General features: G+C 70.8%; 22 protein-coding genes. 12 read left to right on the forward strand and 10 right to left on the reverse strand.

Going from position 1 to position 23,606, the window contains the following annotated elements; genetic code table 11:
- Nucleotides 1-18 precede the first annotated feature (18 nt).
- Nucleotides 19-567, forward strand: coding sequence for a TetR/AcrR family transcriptional regulator (locus tag SOM11_RS01870; protein ID WP_320477022.1), 549 nt, complete (start codon nucleotides 19-21; stop codon nucleotides 565-567).
- A gap of 51 nt (nucleotides 568-618) precedes the next feature.
- Here the strand turns inward: SOM11_RS01870 and SOM11_RS01875 are convergent, their stop codons facing one another.
- Nucleotides 619-1,785, reverse strand: a complete 1,167-nt coding sequence (locus SOM11_RS01875) for a N(5)-(carboxyethyl)ornithine synthase (RefSeq protein ID WP_320477023.1) — start codon at nucleotides 1,783-1,785, stop codon at nucleotides 619-621.
- Nucleotides 1,786-1,857: 72 nt separating this feature from the next.
- On the opposite strand from SOM11_RS01875, the gene SOM11_RS01880 reads away from it, so the two are divergent.
- Complete coding sequence (locus SOM11_RS01880) at nucleotides 1,858-2,403, forward strand: hypothetical protein (RefSeq protein ID WP_320477024.1); 546 nt, start codon at nucleotides 1,858-1,860, stop codon at nucleotides 2,401-2,403.
- Between the two features lie 199 nt (nucleotides 2,404-2,602).
- Complete coding sequence (locus tag SOM11_RS01885; protein ID WP_320477025.1) at nucleotides 2,603-3,607, forward strand: helix-turn-helix transcriptional regulator; 1,005 nt, start codon at nucleotides 2,603-2,605, stop codon at nucleotides 3,605-3,607.
- Between the two features lie 73 nt (nucleotides 3,608-3,680).
- Here SOM11_RS01885 and SOM11_RS01890 read toward each other — a convergent pair whose 3' ends face one another.
- From SOM11_RS01890 to ychF, 3 genes are all read right to left on the reverse strand, one after another.
- The gene (locus SOM11_RS01890; protein WP_320477026.1) at nucleotides 3,681-4,187 is read right to left on the reverse strand and encodes a hypothetical protein; all 507 of its coding nucleotides are present in this window, start codon (nucleotides 4,185-4,187) and stop codon (nucleotides 3,681-3,683) included.
- Nucleotides 4,188-4,598, reverse strand: coding sequence for a hypothetical protein (locus SOM11_RS01895; RefSeq protein ID WP_320477027.1), 411 nt, complete (start codon nucleotides 4,596-4,598; stop codon nucleotides 4,188-4,190). It abuts the gene before it with no gap.
- A gap of 214 nt (nucleotides 4,599-4,812) precedes the next feature.
- The gene (gene ychF, locus SOM11_RS01900) at nucleotides 4,813-5,886 is read right to left on the reverse strand and encodes a redox-regulated ATPase YchF (protein WP_320477028.1); all 1,074 of its coding nucleotides are present in this window, start codon (nucleotides 5,884-5,886) and stop codon (nucleotides 4,813-4,815) included.
- A gap of 119 nt (nucleotides 5,887-6,005) precedes the next feature.
- Between ychF and SOM11_RS01905 the strand changes: the two genes are divergently transcribed.
- Nucleotides 6,006-6,638 (forward strand): exonuclease domain-containing protein, encoded by a 633-nt coding sequence (locus SOM11_RS01905; RefSeq protein WP_320477029.1) that lies wholly within the window; start codon nucleotides 6,006-6,008, stop codon nucleotides 6,636-6,638.
- A 73-nt stretch (nucleotides 6,639-6,711) separates the two neighbouring features.
- Complete coding sequence (locus SOM11_RS01910; RefSeq protein ID WP_320477030.1) at nucleotides 6,712-7,998, forward strand: DNA recombination protein RmuC; 1,287 nt, start codon at nucleotides 6,712-6,714, stop codon at nucleotides 7,996-7,998.
- A gap of 9 nt (nucleotides 7,999-8,007) precedes the next feature.
- Here SOM11_RS01910 and glpX read toward each other — a convergent pair whose 3' ends face one another.
- Nucleotides 8,008-9,006 (reverse strand): class II fructose-bisphosphatase, encoded by a 999-nt coding sequence (glpX, locus tag SOM11_RS01915; protein WP_192059641.1) that lies wholly within the window; start codon nucleotides 9,004-9,006, stop codon nucleotides 8,008-8,010.
- A 92-nt stretch (nucleotides 9,007-9,098) separates the two neighbouring features.
- Here glpX and SOM11_RS01920 point away from each other — a divergent pair, with 92 nt between their 5' ends.
- Together SOM11_RS01920 and fbaA are read left to right on the forward strand one after the other, a co-directional pair.
- Nucleotides 9,099-12,443: an SdrD B-like domain-containing protein gene (locus SOM11_RS01920; protein WP_320477031.1), complete on the forward strand. Its 3,345-nt coding sequence runs from the start codon at nucleotides 9,099-9,101 to the stop codon at nucleotides 12,441-12,443.
- Between the two features lie 75 nt (nucleotides 12,444-12,518).
- A complete protein-coding gene (gene fbaA / locus SOM11_RS01925; protein ID WP_192059636.1) occupies nucleotides 12,519-13,547 on the forward strand; it encodes a class II fructose-bisphosphate aldolase in 1,029 nt (342 codons plus the stop codon).
- A gap of 85 nt (nucleotides 13,548-13,632) precedes the next feature.
- Here the strand turns inward: fbaA and SOM11_RS01930 are convergent, their stop codons facing one another.
- Nucleotides 13,633-14,256: a DUF6264 family protein gene (locus SOM11_RS01930; protein WP_320477032.1), complete on the reverse strand. Its 624-nt coding sequence runs from the start codon at nucleotides 14,254-14,256 to the stop codon at nucleotides 13,633-13,635.
- On the reverse strand, nucleotides 14,253-15,266 hold the full coding sequence (locus SOM11_RS01935) for a 4-hydroxy-3-methylbut-2-enyl diphosphate reductase (protein WP_243213878.1): 1,014 nt from the start codon (nucleotides 15,264-15,266) through the stop codon (nucleotides 14,253-14,255). Before SOM11_RS01935 ends, SOM11_RS01930 begins: the two co-directional genes overlap by 4 nt.
- Before the next feature lie 188 nt (nucleotides 15,267-15,454).
- On the opposite strand from SOM11_RS01935, the gene xseA reads away from it, so the two are divergent.
- The 5 genes from xseA to SOM11_RS01960 all read left to right on the forward strand — a co-directional run bounded on the left by xseA (nucleotide 15,455) and on the right by SOM11_RS01960 (nucleotide 19,866).
- Nucleotides 15,455-16,768: an exodeoxyribonuclease VII large subunit gene (gene xseA / locus SOM11_RS01940; RefSeq protein ID WP_320477033.1), complete on the forward strand. Its 1,314-nt coding sequence runs from the start codon at nucleotides 15,455-15,457 to the stop codon at nucleotides 16,766-16,768.
- A gap of 103 nt (nucleotides 16,769-16,871) precedes the next feature.
- Nucleotides 16,872-17,069 carry an exodeoxyribonuclease VII small subunit gene (locus tag SOM11_RS01945; RefSeq protein ID WP_243213879.1) on the forward strand — a complete coding sequence of 66 codons (198 nt, stop codon included), beginning with the start codon at nucleotides 16,872-16,874 and terminating at the stop codon, nucleotides 17,067-17,069.
- Entirely contained in the window at nucleotides 17,066-17,749 is a 684-nt protein-coding gene (locus SOM11_RS01950; RefSeq protein WP_320477034.1) for a DUF4245 domain-containing protein, read from the forward strand. The genes SOM11_RS01945 and SOM11_RS01950 overlap by 4 nt, the downstream gene beginning before the upstream one ends.
- A gap of 2 nt (nucleotides 17,750-17,751) precedes the next feature.
- Nucleotides 17,752-18,402: a carbonic anhydrase gene (locus SOM11_RS01955; RefSeq protein ID WP_197981787.1), complete on the forward strand. Its 651-nt coding sequence runs from the start codon at nucleotides 17,752-17,754 to the stop codon at nucleotides 18,400-18,402.
- Between the two features lie 69 nt (nucleotides 18,403-18,471).
- A complete protein-coding gene (locus tag SOM11_RS01960) occupies nucleotides 18,472-19,866 on the forward strand; it encodes a class II fumarate hydratase (protein ID WP_192059627.1) in 1,395 nt (464 codons plus the stop codon).
- Between the two features lie 137 nt (nucleotides 19,867-20,003).
- Here the strand turns inward: SOM11_RS01960 and SOM11_RS01965 are convergent, their stop codons facing one another.
- From SOM11_RS01965 to SOM11_RS01975, 3 genes are all read right to left on the reverse strand, one after another.
- Nucleotides 20,004-20,597, reverse strand: coding sequence for a prepilin peptidase (locus SOM11_RS01965; RefSeq protein WP_320477035.1), 594 nt, complete (start codon nucleotides 20,595-20,597; stop codon nucleotides 20,004-20,006).
- On the reverse strand, nucleotides 20,594-21,622 hold the full coding sequence (locus tag SOM11_RS01970; protein WP_320477036.1) for a hypothetical protein: 1,029 nt from the start codon (nucleotides 21,620-21,622) through the stop codon (nucleotides 20,594-20,596). Before SOM11_RS01970 ends, SOM11_RS01965 begins: the two co-directional genes overlap by 4 nt.
- Nucleotides 21,623-22,062: 440 nt before the next feature.
- Nucleotides 22,063-23,430 carry a PhoH family protein gene (locus tag SOM11_RS01975; RefSeq protein ID WP_243213852.1) on the reverse strand — a complete coding sequence of 456 codons (1,368 nt, stop codon included), beginning with the start codon at nucleotides 23,428-23,430 and terminating at the stop codon, nucleotides 22,063-22,065.
- Between the last annotated feature and the right edge of the window lie 176 nt (nucleotides 23,431-23,606).

The following is a 23,606-nucleotide window of genomic DNA, read 5'->3' on the forward strand; positions in this document are numbered from 1 at the left end:
AATAGCTATACTCGACGGATGCCGTCTCCTGAGCGCACCTCCCTCGAAGCCATCGTCGCCGCCGCCCGCGAGCTGCTCGAGACCGACGGCCCCGCCGGTCTCACGATGGCCGCCGTCGCGGCCCGCGTCGGCGTGCGCGCCCCCTCGCTCTACAAACGCGTGGACAGCAGGGAGGCGCTGGTCCAGCTGGTCGCGGAGGCCACCCTCTCCGATCTGGCCGTCCACCTCGACGGGGCTGAGAGCGCTCGCCAGGTGCTCGACGGATTCCGGTCGTTCGCGCACGAGCGACCGGCCGCGTTCCAGCTCGTCATGACCCCGGGCCCCGGCATGCCGCGAGCGCGAGCGGAGTTCGGGGCCGAGGCCAGCCGGGCGGCCCTCCGGGTCGGCGAGGAGCTCGCCGGCGCCGAGAACGCCCTCGCAGCGGCCCGCACGCTCACGGCCTGGGTGGCCGGCTTCGTCGTGATGGAGCTGAACGGCGGGTTCCAGCTCGGCGGCGACGTCGACGACGCGTGGGAGTTCGGGACGGAACGGGTCGTCGCGGCCCTCGCCGCGCCTCCTCGGCCCTGATCTCGTACTGTCCGCCGCCCGCCGCTTGCCGCCGCCCGCGCGCCGCCCGGGTCAGGCGTCGAGAGCCAGGTGCGGGTACTCGGGCGACCGGCCCTGGAAGATGAGGATCGCGTCGTTCTCGACCCGCCCCTCCTCGATCTCGATGGCACGGCGGATCGTGTCGGACTCGCGCCACGAGGCGGGGCCCTCCATCACGGTGCGGAGGAACGGCATCAGCGCCTCGCTGATCTCCCATGTGGTCGAGTTCCACAGCAGTGACGGGCTGTGGTCGACGGCGTAGTAGTTCGTCGTCTCGCCGACGGTGATCATCGGCTCGGCGAAGGTCGTCGCGCGGGCCCAGTCGAAGCCCATGCCCTCGTCGACCGAGACGTCGACGATGAGGCTGCCGGGGCGGAACGTCGCGAGGTCGCTCGTCCGCAGGTAGGTCAGGGGCGCGTTGGGGTCTTGGAGGGTGCAGTTCACGACGATGTCGTTCGCGGCCAGGAAGGGCGCGAGGGCGACCGGACCGTCGGGCGTGTTCACCGTGCTGGCGCCGGGGGTCTCGGGGTCGTGCTCGAACTGATGGATGTCGACCGAGGGGATGGGCGAGCCGACGGCCGCGATGTTGCGGTTGGTCAGCACGCGCACGTCGTGGATGCCGTGCGCGTTCAGGGCGGTGACGGCCCCGCGGGCGGTGGCGCCGAAGCCGATCACGACGGCGCTCAGGCGGCGGCCGTAGTCGCCCGTCGAGCCGCAGAGCTGGAGGCCGTGCAGCACCGAGCAGTAGCCGGCGAGCTCGTTGTTCTTGTGGAAGACGTGCAGGGCGTAGCCGCCGTCGGGCTGCCAGTGGTTCATGGCCTCCCACGCGATGAGGGTGAGCTTCTTGTCGATGGCGAGCTGGGTGATCTCGCGGTCCTGCACGCAGTGCGGCCAGCCCCAGAGGGTCTGCCCGTCGCGCAGCCCGGCGAGGTCGTCAGCCTGGGGCTTCGGCAACAGGACGACGTCGCTGTCGGCGATGATCTGCCCACGGTCGGCGAGGGCCACGAGCGGCTCGAGGTCGGAGTCGGGGATGCCGAAGCGCAGGCCGTAGCCGCGCTCGAGGGTCATGCTCGCACGCAGATCGGCGTCGATCCGCTCGAGGTGGGCGGGGTGGATCGGGAGGCGCCGCTCGTCGGGTTTGCGGGAGGTCGCGAGGACGCCGAGGCGCAGCAGTGCGGGGGCGGGCGTGATTCGGCTCATGCCTGACCTTAGACGAGGCAGACTCACGCCCGGGACCGGTGGCGCCGTGCGTGCTCGTGCCACCATCGAGGCATGAGCCGAGAGACCGAGAGACCGGTGGCCGTGCGAGCCGTGGCGTTCAAGGCTCGAACATGGTGGGGCGGCCGGCCGCACCGCCGCGTCTCGTTCGACGCCTGGTGGCCCGACGGTCGCCTCGAGGACGGCGTCAGTCTGGCCTCGGTGCTGGACCTCCATCACCCGGCCGACATCGCCGACGCCGAGACGGCCGTCCATGGCCGGTGCCCTGAGATCGGGCCGGGCGAGTGGTGCGACAGGTGGGGACGCGTGGTCGACGGGCCCGTCGACGGTTCGACGGGGGTCTCGTCTTCGCGTCGCGTTCGTCGCGTGCGTCGCCTGATGAGCCAGCGGCGTGAGTTCGGCGTGCCCCGGTGCGACCCGACGAAACAGCCGAGCCGGACGGGCCGCCTGGTCGCAGGCCTCGTCGCTCTCGTCGTGGGCGTGGTGCTGCTGGTCACGACCTCGGGTGACGGGCCGCTCGCGCTCGTCGGCGTCGTGAGCGTCTTCGCCTCCGTGGGTCTGCTGGCCGGTCTCGTGCCGCGTGAGCGTCGGTGGTGGTGACGGCGCACCCCCGTCGATGGTGGTGACGGCGCACCCCCGTTCTGGGGCGCGCCGAGCCCCCATCGAGCGCCCCGTGATCTCCGAACAACCCTCAGGTCCGACGGATTCGTGACGTTTCCGTCTCGCGGAACGTCTCAATGACGTACCCGGGCGTCCGCCACGCGCCTCGGCACCGGACCGCATCGGACCAGGAGGATTAATGACGAGCGCCTACGCACCCCCGCAGGAGGGCGACACCCGCCCGATCGCCGTGCAGGTCGACCCGGCCTTCCGCCGCTCCGAAGAGGGAACCGACGATCTCCTCGACGCCTGCGCGCGCCTCCAAGATCTGTACCGCGGTCGTCACTTCCGCGCCCGCCGCTCCGACGAGCCGTTCGTGTTCCGTTACGCCAGCGCCGGCGACGAGCGCATGAGCCTCCGCACCGCCACCTTCACCGGGCATCTGCAAGGCGACGTCCCCTACTCGAAGGACTACGTCGTGTCGTGGCTGCGCTCGGGCACGGCCACGATCGAGCACCACGGCGGGCAGTTGACGAGTCTCGGCGGGCAGCCGTTCCTGATCCCGTCCGAGACGTCGTTCTCGTTCATGATGACGCCGCACCGAAACAACATGGTGCACGCCGACGCGACGTTCCTCGAAGACCTCGCGACCGAGCGCCACGGTGGCCCCTCGCAGCGCATCGTCTTCGACCACACCGCAGCCCCCACGCCGGAGGCGCTGGTCGCCTGGCGAGCCGCCATCAGCGCCACCACGCCCGCCATCGTCACCGAGAAGGCGTCGCCGTTGCTCCGCCACGAGGCGCAGGTCACGTTGGTGCGCGCGATGCTCGACCTCTTCCCCTGGCAGGCGGTCGACGTGCCGAGCAGCCTGCGGACCGAGCGGACGGCGCGCCTCCGCGTCGCGGTCGAGTACGTGCACGCGTACGCCGATCAGCCCATCACACCGGCTGACATCGCGCGGGCCGCCGGCATGCACACGCGCACGCTGCAGCAGGCGATGAACGACCACCTCGGTGCGAGCCCGATGAACTACCTGCGGCAGGTGCGTCTCGACAAGGCGCACGACGAGCTCGTCGCGTCGTCGCGCGACGAGGCACTCGTCTCGGAGATCGCCCGCCGCTGGGGCTTCGGCAACCTCGGCCGATTCTCCGCCGCCTACGTCAAGCGCTTCGGCGAGTACCCCCGCGACACCCTGCTGCGCTGACGCTCGCCGGGCTGTCACGCGCGGCCCCGCCCGGGCCGGTCGCGAGGCCGAGCCGGACCGAGGAGGCGCGGTGTCAGAGAGGCGCGACGCCCGGTTCCGTCTGCGGCAGCACCTCGGCCGTGTCGATGTCGAGGTCGTCCTCGAAGCAGGTGCTCGTGGCGATGAAGCTCGTCTTGGCGTCGGTGATCGTCACGAGCACCAGGAACCCGTCGTCGCGGGCGAGCAGGAGCTCGACGCTGCCGTCGGGGCGATCGGTCCGGACGACGTCGTCGCCGTAGGGTGCGAGCGCCGAGCGCACTCCGCGCTCCGATGCCGTGCGGTCGCGGGCCGGCTGCTGCTCGAAGTAGCCGGCGAACTGCTCGCCCTCGGGGCACGATCCGAGGTTCGGATCCCAGCCGCCCAGCCACTCGCCACCGACCGCTTCGCGACCGGCGGCCACGGCCCCGACGATCTCGTCGGCGGCCGCCGGAGGGTCGACGGCTGCGGTGGCCGGGCCGTCGCCCGGCGCGCAGCCGGTGAGCAGGGCGACCATCGCGAGGGCGGTGACGCCGACGATCAGCGCGCGTCGTGAGGCGGACATTCAGAGCACCGTGACATCGGGCTCGGTCGCCGGCAGGTAGTCGGTCGGGTTCGGGTCGACGTCGTCGGCGAAGCAGGCGCTCGTCGTGGTGAGACTGGTTTTCTCGTCGGTGACCGTGAGGAGCACCAGGAATCCGTCGTCGCGCGCGAGCAGGACCTCGACGCTGCCGTCGGGGCGTTCGGTGCGGGTCATGTCGCGGACGTCGGCCCCCAAGGAGGCGCGGATCGCCGCCTCGGACTCGTCGCGATCCCGCGCGGGCTGCTGCTCGAAATACCCCGCGAACTGGTCGCCGCCCTCCGGGCAGGGCCGGGTCGCGAGATCCCAGCCGCCTAGCCAGTCCCCACCGATGGCCTCGCGCCCCGACGCGAGTTCCGCGACGACCTCGTCTGCGACGGTCCGAGGACCGGCCATCTCGGCATTCGCGCTCTCGGCGCGACTGCAACCGCCCGAGGCCATGAGCACTGTCATCAGCACAACGCCTGCGGCTGTCCGTCTCGCGGAGCACCTCCGACGTCCGACGTCTCGCCTGCTCATGGTCCCCCCGGATGGCTGCGCCACCCACGGACGCGGGCTCCCCCAACGCTACCCCGCGCCACCGCCCGGCTAGAGAGAACCAGCAGATCGGTCAGTTGTTGAAGCGGAACTCCACCACGTCGCCGTCCTGCATGACGTACTCCTTGCCCTCGATGCGGGCTTTGCCCGCCGAGCGCGCCTCCGCGATGGAGCCGGTCTCGACGAGGTCGTCGTACGAGATGACCTCGGCCTTGATGAAGCCCTTCTCGAAGTCGGTGTGGATCACGCCGGCGGCCTGCGGAGCCTTCCAGCCCTTGCCGATCGTCCAGGCGCGGGTCTCCTTCGGGCCGGCCGTCAGGTAGGTCTGCAGCCCCAGCGTCTCGAACCCGATGCGGGCGAGCTGGTCGAGACCCGATTCGTCCTGCCCGAGCGACGCGAGCAGCTCGGCCGCGTCGTCGTCGTCCAGGCCGATCAGCTCGGACTCGACCTGCGCGTCGAGGAAGATCGCCTCGGCCGGCGACACGAGCGCCTGCAGCTCGGCCTTGCGCGCCTCGTCGGTCAGCACGGCCTCGTCGACGTTGAAGACGTAGATGAAGGGCTTGGCGGTGAGCAGCCCCAGCTCGCGGATCGGCTCGAGGTCGATGCTCGTCGACGACAGCGCCTCGCCGCGCTGCAGGGCGTCGCGGGCGGCCACGGCGGTCTCGTGCACGATCGGCTCGACGCGCTTGAGGCGGAGCTCCTTCTCGTAGCGCACGAGCGCCTTCTCGACGGTCTCGAGGTCGGCCAGGATCAGCTCGGTGTTGATCGTGCCCATGTCGCTCTCGGGGTCGACCTTGCCATCGACGTGCACGACGTCGGGGTCGTCGAAGCCGCGCACGACCTCGGCGATGGCATCGGCCTCGCGGATGTTCGCCAGGAACTTGTTGCCGAGCCCCTCGCCCTCGCTCGCGCCCTTGACGATGCCGGCGATGTCGACGAACGACACCGGCGCGGGCAGGATCTTCTCGCTGCCGAAGACGCCGGCGAGCACCTTGAGGCGCGGGTCGGGCAGGTTGACGATGCCGACGTTCGGCTCGATGGTCGCGAACGGGTAGTTCGCCGCCAGCACCTGGTTCTTGGTCAGGGCGTTGAACAGGGTGGACTTGCCGACATTGGGCAGTCCGACGATCGCGATAGTGAGAGCCACGAGGGTCAAGCGTACCGGCCATGCCGTGTCACCGGGGCGGGGCGGACCCGAGGAGGCGCGGGTCGCCTTCCGACCGGTCCTGTGGAGGGACTGTCGGAGGCGCGTGAGACCATGACCCAATGCCCATCGACTTCACCGCGATCGACTTCGAGACCGCGAACTCGAGCAGCGCCAGCGCCTGCTCCGTCGGCCTCGTCAAGGTCCGCGACGGCGTCGTCGTCGACAAGGCGGGCTGGTTGATCCAGCCGCCTGCGGGGCACGACGAGTTCTCCGAGTGGAACACGCGCATCCACGGGATCGTCGCCTCCGACGTCGTCGACGCGTTCGGCTGGGCCGAGCAGTTCGACCTGATCGCCGATTTCGCCGGCGACGACGTCTTCGTCGCTCACAACGCCGGCTTCGACATGGGCGTCATCAAGGCCGCCTGCGCCGCGACCGGGCTCACTCCCCCGGCCTGGTCCTATCTCTGCAGCCTCCAGGTCGCCCGCAAGACGTACACGCTCGACTCGTACCGCCTCCCCCTCGCGGCCGCGGCCGCCGGGTTCACCGGCTTCTCGCACCACGACGCGCTGGCCGACGCCGAGGCCTGCGCGGCGATCGTCACGCACGCATCGGCGTTCCACGGCGCCGACGATCTCGTCGAGCTCGCGTCGCTCGCCACCGTCAAGATGAAGGTCTTGAAGCCGACCCCACTGCCCGAGCCCGAGGGCGCCGAGCCGACCAGACGGCGACTCAAGGTCTTCTTCAGCTGACCCTCTGAGCCACTACCCTCCGAGTCAGGCTCGCCAGCGAGCGATGTCGGTGGCCGCTGCCACACTGCTCGACATGGTCTCCTCGCTCGTCGCCTTCCTCCTCGCTCTCGTCGCACTCGTCGTCGGGGCCCTCGTCGGCGCTCTGGCCGGCCGCTCCCGCAACGCCGCGACCGCCGCGCAGCTGGCCGCCGACGCCGCAGCGGCGCGGGCGACCGCCGAGTCGTACCAAGAGCGGCTCCACGAGCAAGACCAGCAGTACCGTCGGCAGATCGCGGGGCAGGAGGCGCGGCTCGCCGAATTCCAAGACCGTCTCCGTGACATCCGCATCACCGAGGCCGAGCGCACCCGCTCCGAGGGGCACGTTCTGACCGCCCTCAGCCCGGTCGCGCAGAGTCTCGCCGCCGTGCAGCAGAAGGTCGCCGAGCTCGAAGAGCAGCGCACCCACCAGTACGGCGCGCTCAGCGAGCAGCTGCGCAGCGCGGCGGAGTCCGAAGAGCGCCTGCGGAGCACCGCCGAGAGTCTCGCGTCGGCGCTCAAGTCGAACAGCACCCGAGGGGTCTGGGGCGAGACCCAGCTGCGCAACGTGGTGCAGGCCGCCGGCCTGGTCGAGCGCGTCGACTTCGACGTCCAGACGAGCATCCACTCCGACGCGGGCACGGGACGCCCCGACATGGTGGTGCACCTGCCGGGGGGCAAGAACATCGCCGTCGACGCCAAGGTGCCATTCACCTCGTACCTCGAGGCCAGTGCCATCCCCGCGACGGCCGGCGGCGAGGAAGGGGCCCGACGCGAGGCCCTGCTCAACCAGCACGTCAAGGCGCTGCGCGCCCACGTCGACGCCCTCGCCTCGAAGAGCTACTGGTCGGGGCTCGAGTCGTCACCCGAGCTGGTCATCGCCTTCATCCCGAGCGAGTCGCTCGTCGCCTCGGCGCTCGAAGCCGACCCCTCGATCATGGATTACGCGTTCCAGAAGCGGGTGGCGCTGGCGTCCCCCGTCACCCTCTGGTCGGTGCTGAAGACCATCGCCTTCAGCTGGCAGCAGGACGTCGTCACCGCCGAGGCCAAGACGCTCTTCGATCTCAGCAGAGAGCTGTACGGCCGCCTCTCGACGATGGCCGGTCACGTCGACAAGCTCGGCAGATCGCTCCGCGGGTCGGTGTCCGACTACAACCGCTTCGTCGGCTCCCTCGAACGCACCGTCCTGCCGTCAGCCCGTCGCCTCAGCATGCTCGACGAGACGAAGGTGCTCGCCGCACCGACGCCCATCGAAGAGACCCCGCGCGACCTGACGGCCGCCGAACTGACGTCCGCCCTCGACGCCGATCGAGAACGACACGGCGCGAGGGCGGACGACGAATAGCCTCAGGGGCTAGGCGGTCTCTCCGTACCACTTCGAGACGAGGTGGTCGGCCTCGACGCGGCGGATCGTGCCCGAGTGCGAGCGCAGCACGATGCTCGAGGTGCGGATCATGCCCTGCTTGCGCGTGACACCGGCGACCAGCGCGCCGTCGGTGACACCGGTGGCGACGAAGTAGGCGTTGTCGCCGGTCACGAGGTCGTCCTGGTCGAGCACGCGGTCGAGGTCGTGACCGGCGTCGATGGCCTTCTGGCGCTCGGCGTCGTCCTTCGGGGCGAGACGCGTGAGGATGAGACCGCCGAGGGCCTTCACGGCGCAGGCCGTGATGATGCCCTCGGGGGTGCCGCCGACGCCGACGCACATGTCGATGCGCGAGTCGGGGCGGGCGGCGTTGATGCCGCCGGCGACGTCGCCGTCGAGCAGCAGACGGGTCGACGCGCCGACGGCGCGGATCTGGGCGATCAGGTCGGCGTGACGGGGGCGGTCGAGCACCGCGATCTGCATGTCCTCGACGGCGATGCCCTTGGCCGAGGCGAGCGCCACGATGTTCTCGCCGATCGGACGATCGAGATCGATGATGCCGACGCCCTCGGGCCCGGTGACGATCTTGTCCATGTAGAAGACGGCGCTGGGGTCGAACATGCTGCCGCGGTCGCTGACCGCGATGACCGACAGGGCGTTCATGCGACCGGCGGCGGTGAGGCTCGTGCCGTCGATGGGGTCGACGGCGATGTCGCAGGCGGGGCCGAAGCCGTTGCCGACGTGCTCGCCGTTGAAGAGCATCGGCGCTTCGTCCTTCTCGCCCTCGCCGATGACGACGACGCCGTCGAAGGCGACGGTGCCGAGGAACTTCCGCATCGCGTCGACGGCGGCCTTGTCGGCGGCGTTCTTGTCGCCCTTGCCGATGAAGGGGGCGGAGCGGATCGCGGCCGCTTCGGTCGCCCGGACCAGCTCCATTCCGAGGTTTCGATCGGGGTGCGAGTACAGGGTTCCGGAGGGTGAGTCAGCCATTCCTGAAGCATAGTCCGGCGTCGTCGACGTTCGACAACGTGCGATATGTTTGCAGATCGCATCCAGAACTCGTGTTCCACCGAAAGGCGCCCATGAAGCTCACCTCCCGTCGATCCGCGAGGGTGCTGACCGCCGCCGTGGCCGCGCTCGTCGTCGTCCTCGGCGACCCGTCCATCGCCTCCGCCGCGTCCACGCCGAACTCGAACGACGTCGAGATCGCCGTCCGCGTGACGAGCGACGGTCTCGGCCGATTCACGGCGGACGACCGCCCCGGGGGCGACAGCGGCCCCGCGAACGGCATCGTGCGCACGGGTGACGCGGTGGTCTACGGCGTGACCGTGGGCACGACCGAGGGCACGGCGTCGGGTGGCGAGTTCTCCCTCACCGCGCCTCCCGGGCTCGGCTGGTCGCGCCTGCCCGACGACTGCGCCCGCGAGGGGTCCGCCATCGAGGGCGACGTCCTCCGCTGCCGACTGGGCACGCTGACGAGCGGCGCCCGCACGGTGAGCGTGGCCGCCTCGGTCGCCGTCGCCCTCCCTCACGCGACGTCTCTGACGGTCACCGCAGAGGCCCGCGCCGATGCCAACGATCCCGTCCGCGCCGTCGCCCCCTCGCTCGTCGTATCGGCGGCGCCCCGCTACGACGTATCCATGAACCGCGCCCTGCCCACGCTCGCCGAGGCCGTGGGTCCCGACGGCGTCACTCCCGGCTTCCGCCTCGTCTACCCGCTCCTCGTCCACTGGAACGGTCTCGTCGAGGGCGGCGGGCTCCTCGGGGTCGAGCCCCTCGGCGAGCGCATGACCCTCGTCGACGACGTCTCGCGCATGTACGGCGGCGACGCCAGCCCGGCGGTGCTCTCCCCCCTCGACGGCGCTCCGGCCTGCGGCCCGAACACGGGCCAGGTCGAGTCGATGCCGGGCGGCGTCGGCGGCGGGTCGACCAACGTCGTCGACTCGGGCACGATCGTCTGCAGCCAGGCGGCACCGGGCGAACCGGTGTCGATCTCGATCACCGGGGCCGACACCTCGATGTCGTCGCTCCCCACCAAGAACGTGCTCGGCAGCGACATCCTCGGAGGCGCGCTGCCGTACGTCGTGTCGGCCTACGTCTCCCTGTGGGTCCCCGAGCTCACCGAGCAGGGGACGTTCCGGGCGACGAACACCTACCGGGACTTCGTCGCCGACTCCGTGAGCGGTCGAGCCAACTACGACGGGGAGGGCGAGCCCGTAGCGAACAACTCCGTGGCCCGCGACGTCAGCAAGGGCTCAGGTGCCGGCGGCTCGCTGCGCTATCTCGGCATCGACGTCGAGACGGGTGCTTCGTTCAACCTCTCCGGCAAGAACAACCTCCCCTACGTCACGCCGGCACAGCCGGTCATGAGCATGCTCGGAGTCCGCAACTCCGGCACGGCTCCGTGGCAGGAGGCCGTCTCGTGCATCGTCTTCGACAACTCGGTGCAGACGCTGCGCGAGCAGCGCGCCGGCGTCTGGGCGACGTCGACGCTCCCCGCGGTGACGGGCCGACCCGAGTTCGCGGCCTTCGACGGCTCGGACCCCACCACGGCTCGCGACGCGACCTGCGGCGACGACGATCTGGAGTGGCACGCCGATCCGCGATCCGTGCCGGGCGGCGCCGAGTCCGTCGGTGCGGTGCGGTGGACGTACGACCACCCGGGCACCACCTCCATCAGCTTCGGCGCTCATCTCCGCATCGAGCCGCGCCTCGACGACGAGACGCGCCCGCGCACCTTCGCCGCCATCCGCACATCCCCGACCGCCGGGTGGACGAACGACCGGAGCGACGCCGAGGCCGCCAACGGAGGGTGGGCCGACTTCCTTACGGTGACGAGCAACATGGCCCGCATCCGGAGCGCCGTCGTCGACCCCGGTCACGACGCCGACAGCACACCTGACGAGACGACCTACGTCACCGCCGGCGGGACGACGACCTACGCCCTGTACCCGAGCCTGACGAACGCCTCCCGCGACCGGGTCGACGAGGCCGTCACGGTCGAGGCCCATCTGCCGGCCGGCACGTCGTTCGTGCCGGGGAGCGCCTCCCCGACCCCCGAGGTCGATCGGATCGAGATCGACGGGGTCGTCCGCCAGCGGCTCACCTGGTCGATCGCCCCGGTCGCGGTCAACGACACGATCGACCCGCTGACCTTCGACGTCCGCTTCGACAGCGTCCCCGTGGGCGGCGAGGCCCGGCTGGAGGCGGTGGTGGCGTCGACCCGTGACGTCTCGGCGCTCTGGGCCCGAGTCGCCCACCGCACGGTGACCGTCCTCGAGGGCGGCGGCTTCGACGCGGAGGAGACCGTCGACCGGCCCGTCCGCGTGGTCGGCGACGATGCGACCTTCACCCTGTCGTATCGCAACACGGGCACGACCATCCTGCCGAACAGCTCGTTGATCACGATCCTCCCCCACGACGCCGACGGGCGAGGCACCACCGGCGAGCGGGCCGAGCTGGGCGGGCCGCTCTCCTCCGCCGCTCCGACGGATGTGATCCGGTACACGACGACCCCCTCCGACGAGCTCTCGCACGACCCCGTCCACCCGTCCAACCTCGACGGCGGTGAGACGACCTGGTGCCTGGCGGACGACTTCGGGATCGACGACTGCCCGGCCTCGTTCGCCGCGGTCACGGGCGTCCGGGTCGAGAGGAGCGAGCCCATAGCCGCCGGCGCGGAGGTGCATCACGACCTGGTCGTCGACGGCGCATCCGCCGGTCTCGAGACCTGGGCCTCGACCTTCGGACTCAGGGTCGGCGGCATCGACTGGACCTCGACGTCGACGGTGGCCTCGACACGCGCCGTGGCCGGATCGATCGGCAGCAGGGTCTGGATCGACTCGGATGCCGACGGGGTCCGCGCCGATGACGAATCCGCGGTCGCCGGGCACGCGGTGTCCCTGCGCGGGACGGACGACCGGGGCGACGACGTGACGGCCGAGACCGAGACCGACGCCGAGGGCCGCTACGAGTTCACCGCTCTGCGCCCGGGCGACTACGTCGTCGACTTCGGGGCTGCGCCCCATGGCTGGACGCTCCAGCAATTGGGCGACGACGAGTTCGACTCGGACGTCGACGAGCGGGGAGCGGCCGAGACCCGACTCGACGAGATCGTCGTCGACGGCAGTCTGACGGGAGTGACCCGACACGATCGGCTCGACGCCGGGATGCTGCCGGCGCCGGTGAACGGCGGCGACGGGACTCCCCTGCCGCCCGACCGGGGTTCCGCTTCCGGCACCGGTCCCGGCCCCGGCCCCGGTGACTACACGGCGTCACGGACGCCCGGCGACACGGACGCCCCGAGGCTGGCCTTCACGGGTGCGGACGCCGCGGGCCCGTCCCTCGTCGGCGCGGCTCTGGCCCTCGCGGGGCTCGTTCTGCTCGCCCTCCCTCGCCGACGCCCGTCGAGGCACGACCCCCGGTGAGGCCTCCGGGCGTCACCCGATCGTCGCTGACTAGGGTGGTGGCTGCAGCCACCACCCGCAATCGAAGGAGATGCAATGCCCGTCGCAACCCCTGAGCAGTACGCCGAGATGCTCGACAAGGCCAAGACCAAGGGCTTCGCCTACCCGGCCGTGAACGTGTCGTCGTCGCAGACGATCAACTCCGTTCTGCAGGGTCTCACCGAGGCGGGCAGCGACGGCATCATCCAGGTGACGACAGGAGGCGCGGACTACTTCGCCGGGCACACCGTCAAGAACCGCGCGGCCGGGGCGATCGCCTTCGCGAAGTTCGCGACCGAGGTCGCGAAGAACTACCCGATCACCGTGGCCCTCCACACCGACCACTGCCCCAAAGACGCCCTAGACGGCTTCGTGCTGCCGCTCATCGCAGCCAGCGAGGAGGAGGTGCGAGCGGGTCGCAACCCGCTCTTCCAGTCGCACATGTGGGACGGCTCCGCGGTGCCCCTCGACGAGAACATCTCCATCGCCGAAGACATGCTGAAGCGCACCCGGGCGATCAACGCCATCCTCGAGGTCGAGATCGGCGTCGTCGGCGGCGAAGAGGACGGCGTCGAGCACGAGGGCACGAACGACGCCCTCTACACGACGGTCGGCGACGTCACCCGGGTCGTCGAGGCCCTGGGCCTCGGCGAGAACGGCCGGTACATCGCCGCCCTGACCTTCGGCAACGTGCACGGGGTCTACAAGCCGGGCAACGTGAAGCTGCGTCCCGAGCTGCTCGGCGAGATCCAGCAGGGCATCCGCGAGCGCTTCGACACGGCCGAGAAGCCCCTCGAGCTCGTGTTCCACGGCGGATCCGGCTCGTCCGACGCCGAGATCCGCGAGGCCGTCTCGAACGGCGTCGTCAAGATGAACCTCGACACCGACACGCAGTACGCCTTCAGCCGCTCGATCGCCGACACGGTGCTGAAGAACTACGACGGCTTCATCAAGGCCGACGGCGAGGTCGGCAACAAGAAGCAGTACGACCCCCGCGCCTGGGGCAAGGTCGCCGAGTCCGCCATGGCGGCCCGAGTCGTCGAGGCGACCAGGCAGCTCGGCTCGTTCGGTCAGTCGGGGAGCTGACCCGCGCCTCCTCGGCTCTCCTCGCCGTAGACGACGAACGGGCCCGCAGCATGCGCTGCGGGCCCGTTCTCGTCGTATCAGAGCGTCAGAGCGAGGGGCCCGAACCGTCGAGGATCGACTGGACGAAGGCCGCGTCGCCGAACAGGACGCCGAGCACGAGGACCATCTGCACGATCGACATCAGCACCCCGGCCGACAACGGCACCCAGAAGGTGACCTTGCGGGCGGCCAGTCGACGGATGCTCCACATGAGGGTGATCGCGAAGACCGCCACGGTCAGCACGGCGATGATCACGCCGGAGCGCTGCAGGGCCTCCTGGCCGGTGAAGGCGTCGGTCGAGTAGCCCGCGCCGCTGAGGGCGGAGAGCAGCGTCGACGAGAACGTCGAGGCCATCACCACGTTCGAGATGACGCTGTACAGACCGATGCCCAGCAGGACGAACGTGGCGACCCGGTCGAAGCGCCGGGCTCCCGAGAGATCACCGGCACCGGGACGAGGAGGCGCGCCCCACGCACCGGGGGTCGTCGCGTCGTCTCGAGGGCCCGCCTGCGGAGTGGGCGCAGTGCCGTCGCTCCGGCCCGGGGTCGGGGTCTGCGTCTCGACCGGGGCGACGGGGTTGACCCACCCCTCCGGTGCGTACTCGCCGTACCGCGGGCGGGGACGCTCGTCGCGCTGCGCCACGGGCGGCTGCTGACGATCGTCGGTCATCGGGTCCGACCGCCGAGGCCGCGCGCGTCGACCTGACCGCTCGCGTCCTTGCGGAGCTCCTTCGGCAGCGAGAACATGAGGTCCTCCTCGGCCGTGACGACCTCCGCGACGTCGAGGTAGCCGGCGTCGGCGAGGTCGTCGAGCACCTCCTTGACGAGGATCTCGGGAACCGAGGCGCCCGAGGTGACGCCGACGGTCTCGACGCCGTCGAGCCACTCCTGGCGGATCTCGGACGAGAAGTCGACGCGGTAGGCGGCCTTGGCCCCGTGCTCGAGGGCGACCTCGACCAGACGGACGCTGTTCGAGCTGTTGGCCGACCCGACCACGATCACGAGATCGGCCTCGGGCGCGACCTTCTTGATCGCGACCTGGCGGTTCTGCGTGGCGTAGCAGATGTCGTCGCTCGGAGGGTTCTGGATGGTCGGGAACCGCTCTCGCAGGCGGCGCACGGTCTCCATGGTCTCGTCGACGCTCAGCGTGGTCTGCGAGAGCCACACGAGGTTCTCGGGGTCGTCGATGACGAGGTCGTCGACCTCCTCCGGGTTCTGCACGAGGGTGGTGCGATCGAGCGCATGACCCATCGTGCCCTCGACCTCTTCGTGCCCGGCGTGACCGATGAGGATGATGTGCCGACCCTGGCTGCCGAAGCGCACGGCCTCGCGGTGCACCTTCGTGACGAGCGGGCAGGTGGCGTCGATGGCCTGCAGCTGGCGATCGGCCGCGCCCTGCACGACGGCCGGCGAGACCCCGTGCGCGCTGAAGACGATGTGCGACCCCTCGGGGACCTCGTCGACCTCGTCGACGAAGATCGCGCCCTGGCTCTCGAGCGTCGACACGACGTGGACGTTGTGCACGATCTGCTTGCGCACGTAGACGGGCGAACCGTAGTGCTCCAGCGCCTTCTCGACGGCGATCACCGCTCGGTCCACGCCCGCGCAGTAGCCGCGTGGGGCCGCGAGCAGCACACGCTTGTGTCCAGTGACAGGGGTATCCCTTAGCCTGTTACGCACCGCAGGAACACGCGGTGTCGGCAGGTCGATGGCAAGGGCGCCGTTGGTGATATGGCTCACCAGTCGATTGTAGGTGCGACGACTGGTCGCGTACTGAGAGCGGCGGGTCGAGTCGTGTCGATGCGGCCGATGCCGACCCTGCCCACCCTCACCGAGCATCCTCGACATCGGTCGACGACAGGAGACGAATGACGATCGTGCCCCCGCCGCCCACGGCGGACGCCCCCTGGCCCGTCGGCCTGCTCGCGACCAAGCTGCGCGACTGGATCGACCGACTGGGCACGGCCTGGGTCGAGGGCGAGATCACGCAGTGGAACGTGTCGGGGGGCAACGTCTACGGCAAGCTCCGAGACCTCGAACAAGACGCCACGGTGTCGTTCTCGATCTGGTCGAGCGTCAAGTCGCGGGTGCCCGCCGATCTCAAGCAGGGCGACCGGGTCGTCGCCGCCGTCAAGCCGAACTACTGGGTCAAGGGCGGCTCGCTGACCATGCAGGTGTTCGACATGCGGCACGTCGGGCTCGGCGACCTCCTCGAGCGACTCGAGCGACTCCGGGTCAAGCTCACGGGCGAAGGGCTGTTCGCGCCCGAGCGCAAGAGACGTCTGCCGTTCCTGCCCCAGTGCATCGGGCTCGTGACGGGCCGAGACAGCGACGCCGAGAAGGACGTCCTCCGCAACGCGCAGCTGCGATGGCCGTCCGTCGAGTTCCGGGTGGTGCACGCCGCGGTGCAGGGCGACCGGATGGTCTCCGAGGTGACCGCGGCCGTGCAGCGGCTCGACGCCGATCCCGAGGTCGACGTCATCATCGTGGCCCGAGGCGGGGGCGACTTCCAGAACCTCCTGGGCTTCAGCGACGAGACGCTGATCAGGGCGGTCGCCGCCTGCACGACCCCCGTCGTCAGCGCCATCGGTCACGAGGCCGACCGTCCGCTGCTCGACGAGGTGGCCGATCTGCGCGCCTCGACGCCCACCGACGCCGCCAAACGGGTCGTGCCCGACGTCACCGAAGAGCTCTCTCGGGTGCAGCAGGCCCGCGCGCGCATCGGGCAGCGGCTGACGGCGCTCGTCGCCACCGAGGTCGACCGGCTCGAGCAGATCCGCAGCCGTCCGGTGCTCGCGTCGCCGCAGACCCTCGTCGACGTCCGAGCCGACGAGATCGTCCGGGCCGTCGCGCGGGGCCGAGAACTCGTCGTCCGGGGCGTCGAGCGGGGCGAGACCCGGGTCGCCGAGCTGACCGCGGGTCTCCGGGCGCTGTCCCCGCAGGGCACGCTCCGCCGCGGGTACGCGATCGTGCAGGTGCCGGGCGGGGCCGTCCTGCACGACCCCTCCGATGCGCCTCGCGACACCGAGCTGCTGCTCACGCTCTCCGGCGGCGGTCTGACGGCGGTCTCGACCGGTGAGTCGAGCGGACCGATCGACGAACATCCCTCCCCAGGAGGCACGGAGCAGTCACGCACATCGGGCGCCGGTCGCTCTCACCCCGCCTCGCACACCCCTCGTTAGGATCGACATCGTGGACAACGCCCCCTCCGACGCCTCGAACGCGAACAGCTCGTCGCCCGACGTCTCGTCGGCCGACGGCACCGCGGTCGCTCTCCCCGCCGACATCGCCTCCCTGAGCTACGAGCAGGCGCGCGACGAGCTCGTCTCGGTCGTGTCCGAGCTCGAGCAGGGTGCGTCCACGCTCGAGCGGTCCCTCGCCCTCTGGGAGCGCGGCGAGGCGCTGGCCCGCCGCTGCGAAGAATGGCTGATGGGTGCTCGCGAGCGCCTCGAGGCCGCCAGACGACAGGCACCCGCGTCGTGAGCACCCCGAGACGTGGCCGCGGTCGACGCGATCAGGGCCCGCGCATCGTCGCCGAGCTGGGCCGACCCGAGACACCGGCCGAGACGGCCGCGCGCAAGGCCGAGAACACCCGCAAGCACTACGCGAACCAGACGGCGATCAATCTGACGCTGTCGATCGTCGCGTCGCTCGGCATCGTCCTGTTCCTCATCCTGGTCGTCGTGCGCCCCGACGGGACCGTCAACCGACAGGACATCGACTACGCCACCGTGGCCTCCCAGGCTCAGGCCAGTGTCGACGTGCCGCTCGCCGCCCCCGTCCTGCCCGACTCCTGGAGTTCGAACCGGGCCGACATCGACACGTCCACACCCGACGACGTCGACGTCTGGTACATCGGGTTCATCACCCCGGGCGAGCAGTTCATCGCGCTCGAGCAGGGCATCGACGCCAACGACACCTGGCTCGCAGCCGCCGTCGACAACCGCGCCGCGACCTCCGCGCGCCAGATCGACGGCGTCGACTGGACGGTCTACGACCGACGCGACGACGACGACGCCGGCAACTACGCTTATTCGTTGACGACGACCGTCGGCCGCAGCTCGTACGTGCTGCACGGAACGGCCGACGACGCCGACTTCGAGGCCCTGGCGACGGCGCTGGCCGCCGACATCGCCGACACCGCCGACGAGACGGACGACTGAACATGACATCGCAGCCCATCACCCAGACTCCCCCGCAGACCCCCGGCGACTCGTGGCGTCGCATGACCGACGGCAACGAGCGCTTCGTGGCCGGGACCCCCGACCACCCGCACCAGGACAGCGACCACCGGTCGAGCCTGGCCGGTGGCCAGAAGCCCGTCGCCGCCCTCTTCGGCTGCGCCGACTCGCGACTGGCCGCCGAGATCATCTTCGACGTCGGTCTCGGCGACCTGTTCGTCGTCCGCAACGCGGGGCAGGTCGTCGGCGACACCGTCATCGCTTCGCTCGAATACGCCGTCTCCGTGCTGAACGTCCCCCTGATCGTCGTCCTCGGGCACGACAGCTGCGGCGCCGTGGCCACCGCCATCGACTCGCTGACGTCCGAGGCGCCTCCCGGGTCGAGGTTCCTCGGCGGGCTGATCGACATGATCGTCCCCTCCGTCCGACGGGCCACGATCGATCTCGAGCCCGGTGCCGCCCTGGATCCCCGCAGCGTGGGCAAGCTGCACATCGAAGCGTCCGTCCAGTCGCTCGTCGGCTCGTCCGCCCTCATCGCCACTGCGATCGCCGAGGGCCGTCTCGCGGTCGTCGGGGCCAACTACGCACTCGCCAACGGCCGCGTCGACCCGTCGGTCGTCGTGGGCCGTCTCTGAGAACCATCCCGGGGCGGCCGCCCCGGGTCGCCAGCGCCCCATGAGGGCCGAAGAAGGGACCACGACGACGTGACCACATCCGAGTACCGCATCGAGCACGACACGATGGGCGAGGTGCGGGTGCCCGCATCGGCTCTGTACCGGGCTCAGACCCAGCGCGCGGTCGAGAACTTCCCGATCTCGGGCACCGGTCTCGAGCCGGCCCAGATCGTCGCCCTCGCCCGCATCAAGAGAGCCGCCGCGCTGGTCAACGGCGAGATGGGCATCGTCGCCCCCGCCGTCTCCGCGGCGATCGTCTCCGCCGCCGACGAGGTCATCGGTGGCCGACACCACGACCAGTTCCCCGTCGACGTCTACCAGACCGGCAGCGGGACATCGTCGAACATGAACATGAACGAGGTGCTCGCGACGCTCGCGGGCACGGTCGACGGCACCGCGGTCCACCCCAACGACCACGTGAACGCGTCGCAGTCGTCGAACGACGTGTTCCCGACGTCCGTGCACGTGGCCGTCACCGGCGCGCTGCTGCACGATCTCGTCCCGGCGCTGACGCACCTCGCCGAGGCGCTCGAGCGCAAGGCCTCCGCCTGGTCCGACGTGGTCAAGGCGGGGCGCACCCACCTGATGGACGCCACGCCCGTCACCCTCGGGCAGGAGTTCGGCGGGTACGCACGACAGATCCGCCTCGCGATCGAGCGGGTCGAGGCCACGCTGCCCCGCGTGGCGGAGGTCCCCCTCGGCGGCACCGCCACGGGCACGGGCATCAACACGCCGATCGGGTTCCCCCAGCGCGTGATCGCGGCCCTCGCGGCAGACAGCGGGCTCCCCGTCACCGAGGCGCTCGACCACTTCGAGGCCCAGGGTGCGCGCGACGCCCTCGTCGAGGCCTCGGGAGCCCTGCGGGTGCTCGCCGTCAGCCTGACGAAGATCAACAACGACATCCGCTGGATGGGCTCCGGCCCCAACGCCGGGCTGGGCGAGCTGCACATCCCCGACCTGCAGCCCGGGTCGTCGATCATGCCGGGCAAGGTGAACCCCGTCATCCCCGAGGCCGTGCTCATGGTCTCCGCCCGAGTGATCGGCAACGACGCCACCATCGCCTGGGCGGGTGCGTCGGGTGCGTTCGAACTCAACGTCGCCATCCCGGTCATGGGTACAGCGCTGCTCGAGTCCATCCGTCTGCTCTCGAACGCCGGTCGAGCTCTCGCCGACAAGACGATCGACGGGCTCGAGGCCAACGTCGAGCACGCGCGGGCCCTCGCCGAATCCTCGCCCTCGATCGTCACGCCGCTCAACCGCGTCATCGGCTACGAGGCCGCGGCCAAGGTAGCCAAGCACGCCGTCGCCCAGAAGATGACGGTGCGCGAGGCCGTCGTCGACCTCGGTTTCGTCGAGCGCGGCGAGGTCACCGAAGACCAGCTCGACAAGGCTCTCGACGTCTTGAGCATGACCCACCCGGGCTGATCTGATCGCCCCTGCAGGAGGCGCGGTGCCGGTCTGACCGGCGCCGCGCCTCCCCGGCTGGTCCGGCCACGGGCCTGGCCCCGCCTCCGCGTCGCGGCCTCCCGTCCGTCGCAGTCGGGTTCCTGTCGTGCAGCCGTTCACAGCAGCGGACCGCCGAACACCGACAGGGCCCAGAACGAAGCCAGCAGGCACGGACCGAACGGGACTCCACGGCTCCGGCTCCCCCTGGCACGCAGCGCGGTCGCGGGGACGACGATCAGGCCGATTACTCCTGCGCCGGCGACGAGCGCCCCCACGGCGATGCCTCCCCACGGAGCGACGATGCCGACGAGCGCCGCACCGAGCTTGACGTCGCCCATGCCGAACGCGCCACCCACGGCGAGCGCGAACGCGACGGCGAACCAGAGTGCGGCCCAGCCGAAGGGGATCGACGCCGAGAGCAGACCGGAGTCGACCCCTCGCAGGGTGCTGCCGACGACGAAGGCGGTTGCGAGCAACCCCACCAGAGGATTCGGTAGACGCCGGACGGCCAGATCGTGACGCACCAGGGCGGGGGTCACCGCCGCCACCGCCAGGAAAGAGATCTGCGCACCGACGTCGGGGGCCACCGTGACCGCGAGTCCGCCGAGCAGCACGACGGCCCCGAGTTCGAGCACGCGATCGGCGGGCGGCATCGGCGTCGGCGTCGGCGTCGGCGTCGGCGTCGGCGTCGTCTCGAGGATCGACATCACGACCGAGTCGCCCGAGACGACCGGGGTGGGGAGTCTGCCCGCACGACACCAGCGGTTGAGGCCGACCGTGGCCGGTGAGGTCGAGGAGCCCTCGACGCGCCGACACGCCAGGGCTCGGCACTGAGGCAGGCCTGATGGTGCGAGTCGCGGCATCGCCTCGACGCCGTGCTCACGGCACGCGAACGTCGGATGATCGCGTGGACCGCCTCGACGAGCAGGCCCCGCTCGTCTCGGACCATGCCGTACCCGCAGCGGAGCGCGACCCTCCCCGCGATCGTCACGGTGATGTCCTTGTACCGGTCGGCGTCGAACGTGTCGGCGTGGAAGGCCCGGCCGTCGAGTTCGAGAGCCACCACCTCGTCGATGACGATGTCGATGCGTCGGGCGTCGCGCGGACCCACGGGGACCTGCACGCGGACGTCATGCCCGAGTGAGACGAAGGTGGCTCTGATCAGGCTCTCGATGAAGCTCTCGCTCCGCCGATCCGCCCAGTCGACGATCGAGGCGCGATTCTCCGGCAGGTGGGCGAACGCCTCCACCAACTCGACCCGCGTGAACCGCCGGCTGGCGAGCGCCCAGTCGAGCAGGGCGACCGCCTCGTCGAGCGGGAGGCCGAGGACGGCCGTGACCAGCGCCTCCTCGAGGGGCACCGCCCACGGTGGCGTCGACTGATCGCGAACCGGGCCGGACGGGAGCACGCGCGGACGCCAGAGGACCCTCGCCCCGTGACGCGCTCGGAGCCGAGAGGCATTCGCCGAGACGGCCACCGTGACGGGCGGCGTCGTCCACAACCACGCACCGTGCAGGGCCAGGAGAGAGGCGCCCGTGAGACGGCCGCCGATGCGCACCGCCTCGTGCCGGGGGTCGCCGGGAGGGAAGACCGTGTACCAGCCGCGCCGGGCCCGATGCAGCGACCCGAACCGGACACTGGCCGTGAGCAGACGATCGGTGGCGCCGTGCGCCACGAGCTGCCGTTTGTGCGCGACACCACCCAGGTCGGTGACGAGTGCTGCGAGTTGCTCCATGCCGGAAGACTGCTCGATGGCCGGGCCCGGCACCTGGCCAAGGAGAGGCCCCTGGGGACGGATCGGGCCGACGAGCATCTGGGGTGGGATCACGCGCAGCGCCTCGGGTCGACCCCGCGCCGCCCCGCGCCGCGCTGTCGCGCCCGCACCCGGTCGGCAACTCAGGCGCACCCGCCCGTTCCCGTGCCGATAGACACGATCGTGCGGCACAACCTGAGTTGCCGACCGCGCAGCAGGCAGGATCTGGCCGGCGCGACGGTGCTCGAATCCCGGCCACTCCGCAAGGCCGCCCCCTGACCTGACCGACCTCGCATCCTCTTCGGTCGGCAACTCAGGCGCACCCGCCCGTTCCCGTGCCGATCAGACACGATCGTGCGGCACAACCTGAGTTGCCGACCGCGCAGCAGTGCCGGAGGCGGCAGGGCCGGAGGCGGCGGGGCCTAGGCCAGGTCGGTGGACTCGAGCATCCGGGTGACCAGCGCGGCGATGGCCGACCGCTCCGACCGCATCAGTGTGACGTGGCCGAACAGCGGGTGCCCCTTGAGCGTCTCGATGACCGAGGCCACGCCGTCGTGCCGCCCCACGCGGAGGTTGTCGCGCTGCGCCACGTCGTGGGTGAGGACGACGCGCGAGTTCTGGCCGATGCGCGACAGCACGGTGAGCAGCACGTTCCGCTCGAGCGACTGAGCCTCGTCGACGATGACGAACGCGTCGTGCAGCGACCGCCCGCGGATGTGGGTCAGGGGAAGCACCTCGAGCAGCCCCCGCTCGACGACCTCGTCGAGCACGTTCTGCGAGACGAGGGCGCCCAGGGTGTCGAAGACCGCCTGCCCCCAGGGGTTCATCTTCTCGCCGGCATCGCCCGGCAGGTATCCGAGATCCTGACCGCCGACCGCGTACAGCGGCCGGAACACCATGATCTTGCGGTGCTGCTGCTTCTCGAGCACGGCTTCGAGCCCGGCGCAGAGCGCGAGGGCCGACTTGCCCGTGCCCGCGCTGCCCCCGAGCGACACGATGCCGACCTCGGGGTCGAGCAGCAGATCGATGGCGAGACGCTGCTCGGCCGAGCGCCCGTTCAGCCCGAACACGTCGCGGTCGCCGCGGACGAGCCGCGCCTCGCCCTGCGACACCACGCGCGCCAGGGCCGAGCCCCGGTCGGAGTGCACGACCACGCCCGTGTTCACGGGGACGTCGGCCAGCGCCCGCGAGCTCAGCCTCTCGGTCTCGTAGAACGCGGCCATCTGCTCGCTCGAGACGTCGATGTCGGTCTGCCCGGTGTAGCCGCTGTCGACGACCTGCTCGGCGCGGTACTCCTCCGCCGCGAGGCCGATCGAGGCCGCCTTGACCCGCAGCGGGAGGTCCTTCGAGACCACGGTCACGGCGAGTCCGTCGTTGGCGAGGTTCGAGGCGACGGCGAGGATGCGCGAGTCGTTGTCGTTCAGCTGCAGGCCCGACGGCAGCACCGACATGTTCGAGTGGTTGAGCTCGACGCGGAACGACCCCCCGTCACCGACCTCGACGGGGAAGTCGAGTCGCTCGTGCTTCAGCCGCAGGTCGTCGAGCAGCCGCAGCGCCTGGCGCGCGAAGTAGCCCAGCTCGGGGTCGTGACGCTTGCCCTCGAGCTCGCTGATCACGACGACGGGCAGCACCACGTCGTGTTCGGCGAAGCGGAGGAGAGCCTGGGGATCCGACAGGAGCACCGACGTGTCGAGCACGTAGGTGCGTTGCGCGACCGAGCCGGATCGCGCCTCCCCGGTGCTCGTCGAGGGGCGGGGCTGTTCGGTCTGGGGGTTGTTGAGCGCGGTCACGACCACTCCATCTCCGAGCGCTGATGCGCTCGGTACCTTCGGCGGAGACGGCCGCGGAGCAGTTGCGAGGCGAACTTTCGTGGCCGACTCGATCGGACCCTGTGCCCGATGGGTCGAACCTACGTCGTCGCCCGACGACCGGCCGAACACGACCCGCCGTGTCGTGTGACGAACAC

Origin of the sequence: Frigoribacterium sp. CFBP9029, from assembly GCF_034045305.1 — a bacterium.
Classification (GTDB): domain Bacteria; phylum Actinomycetota; class Actinomycetes; order Actinomycetales; family Microbacteriaceae; genus Frigoribacterium.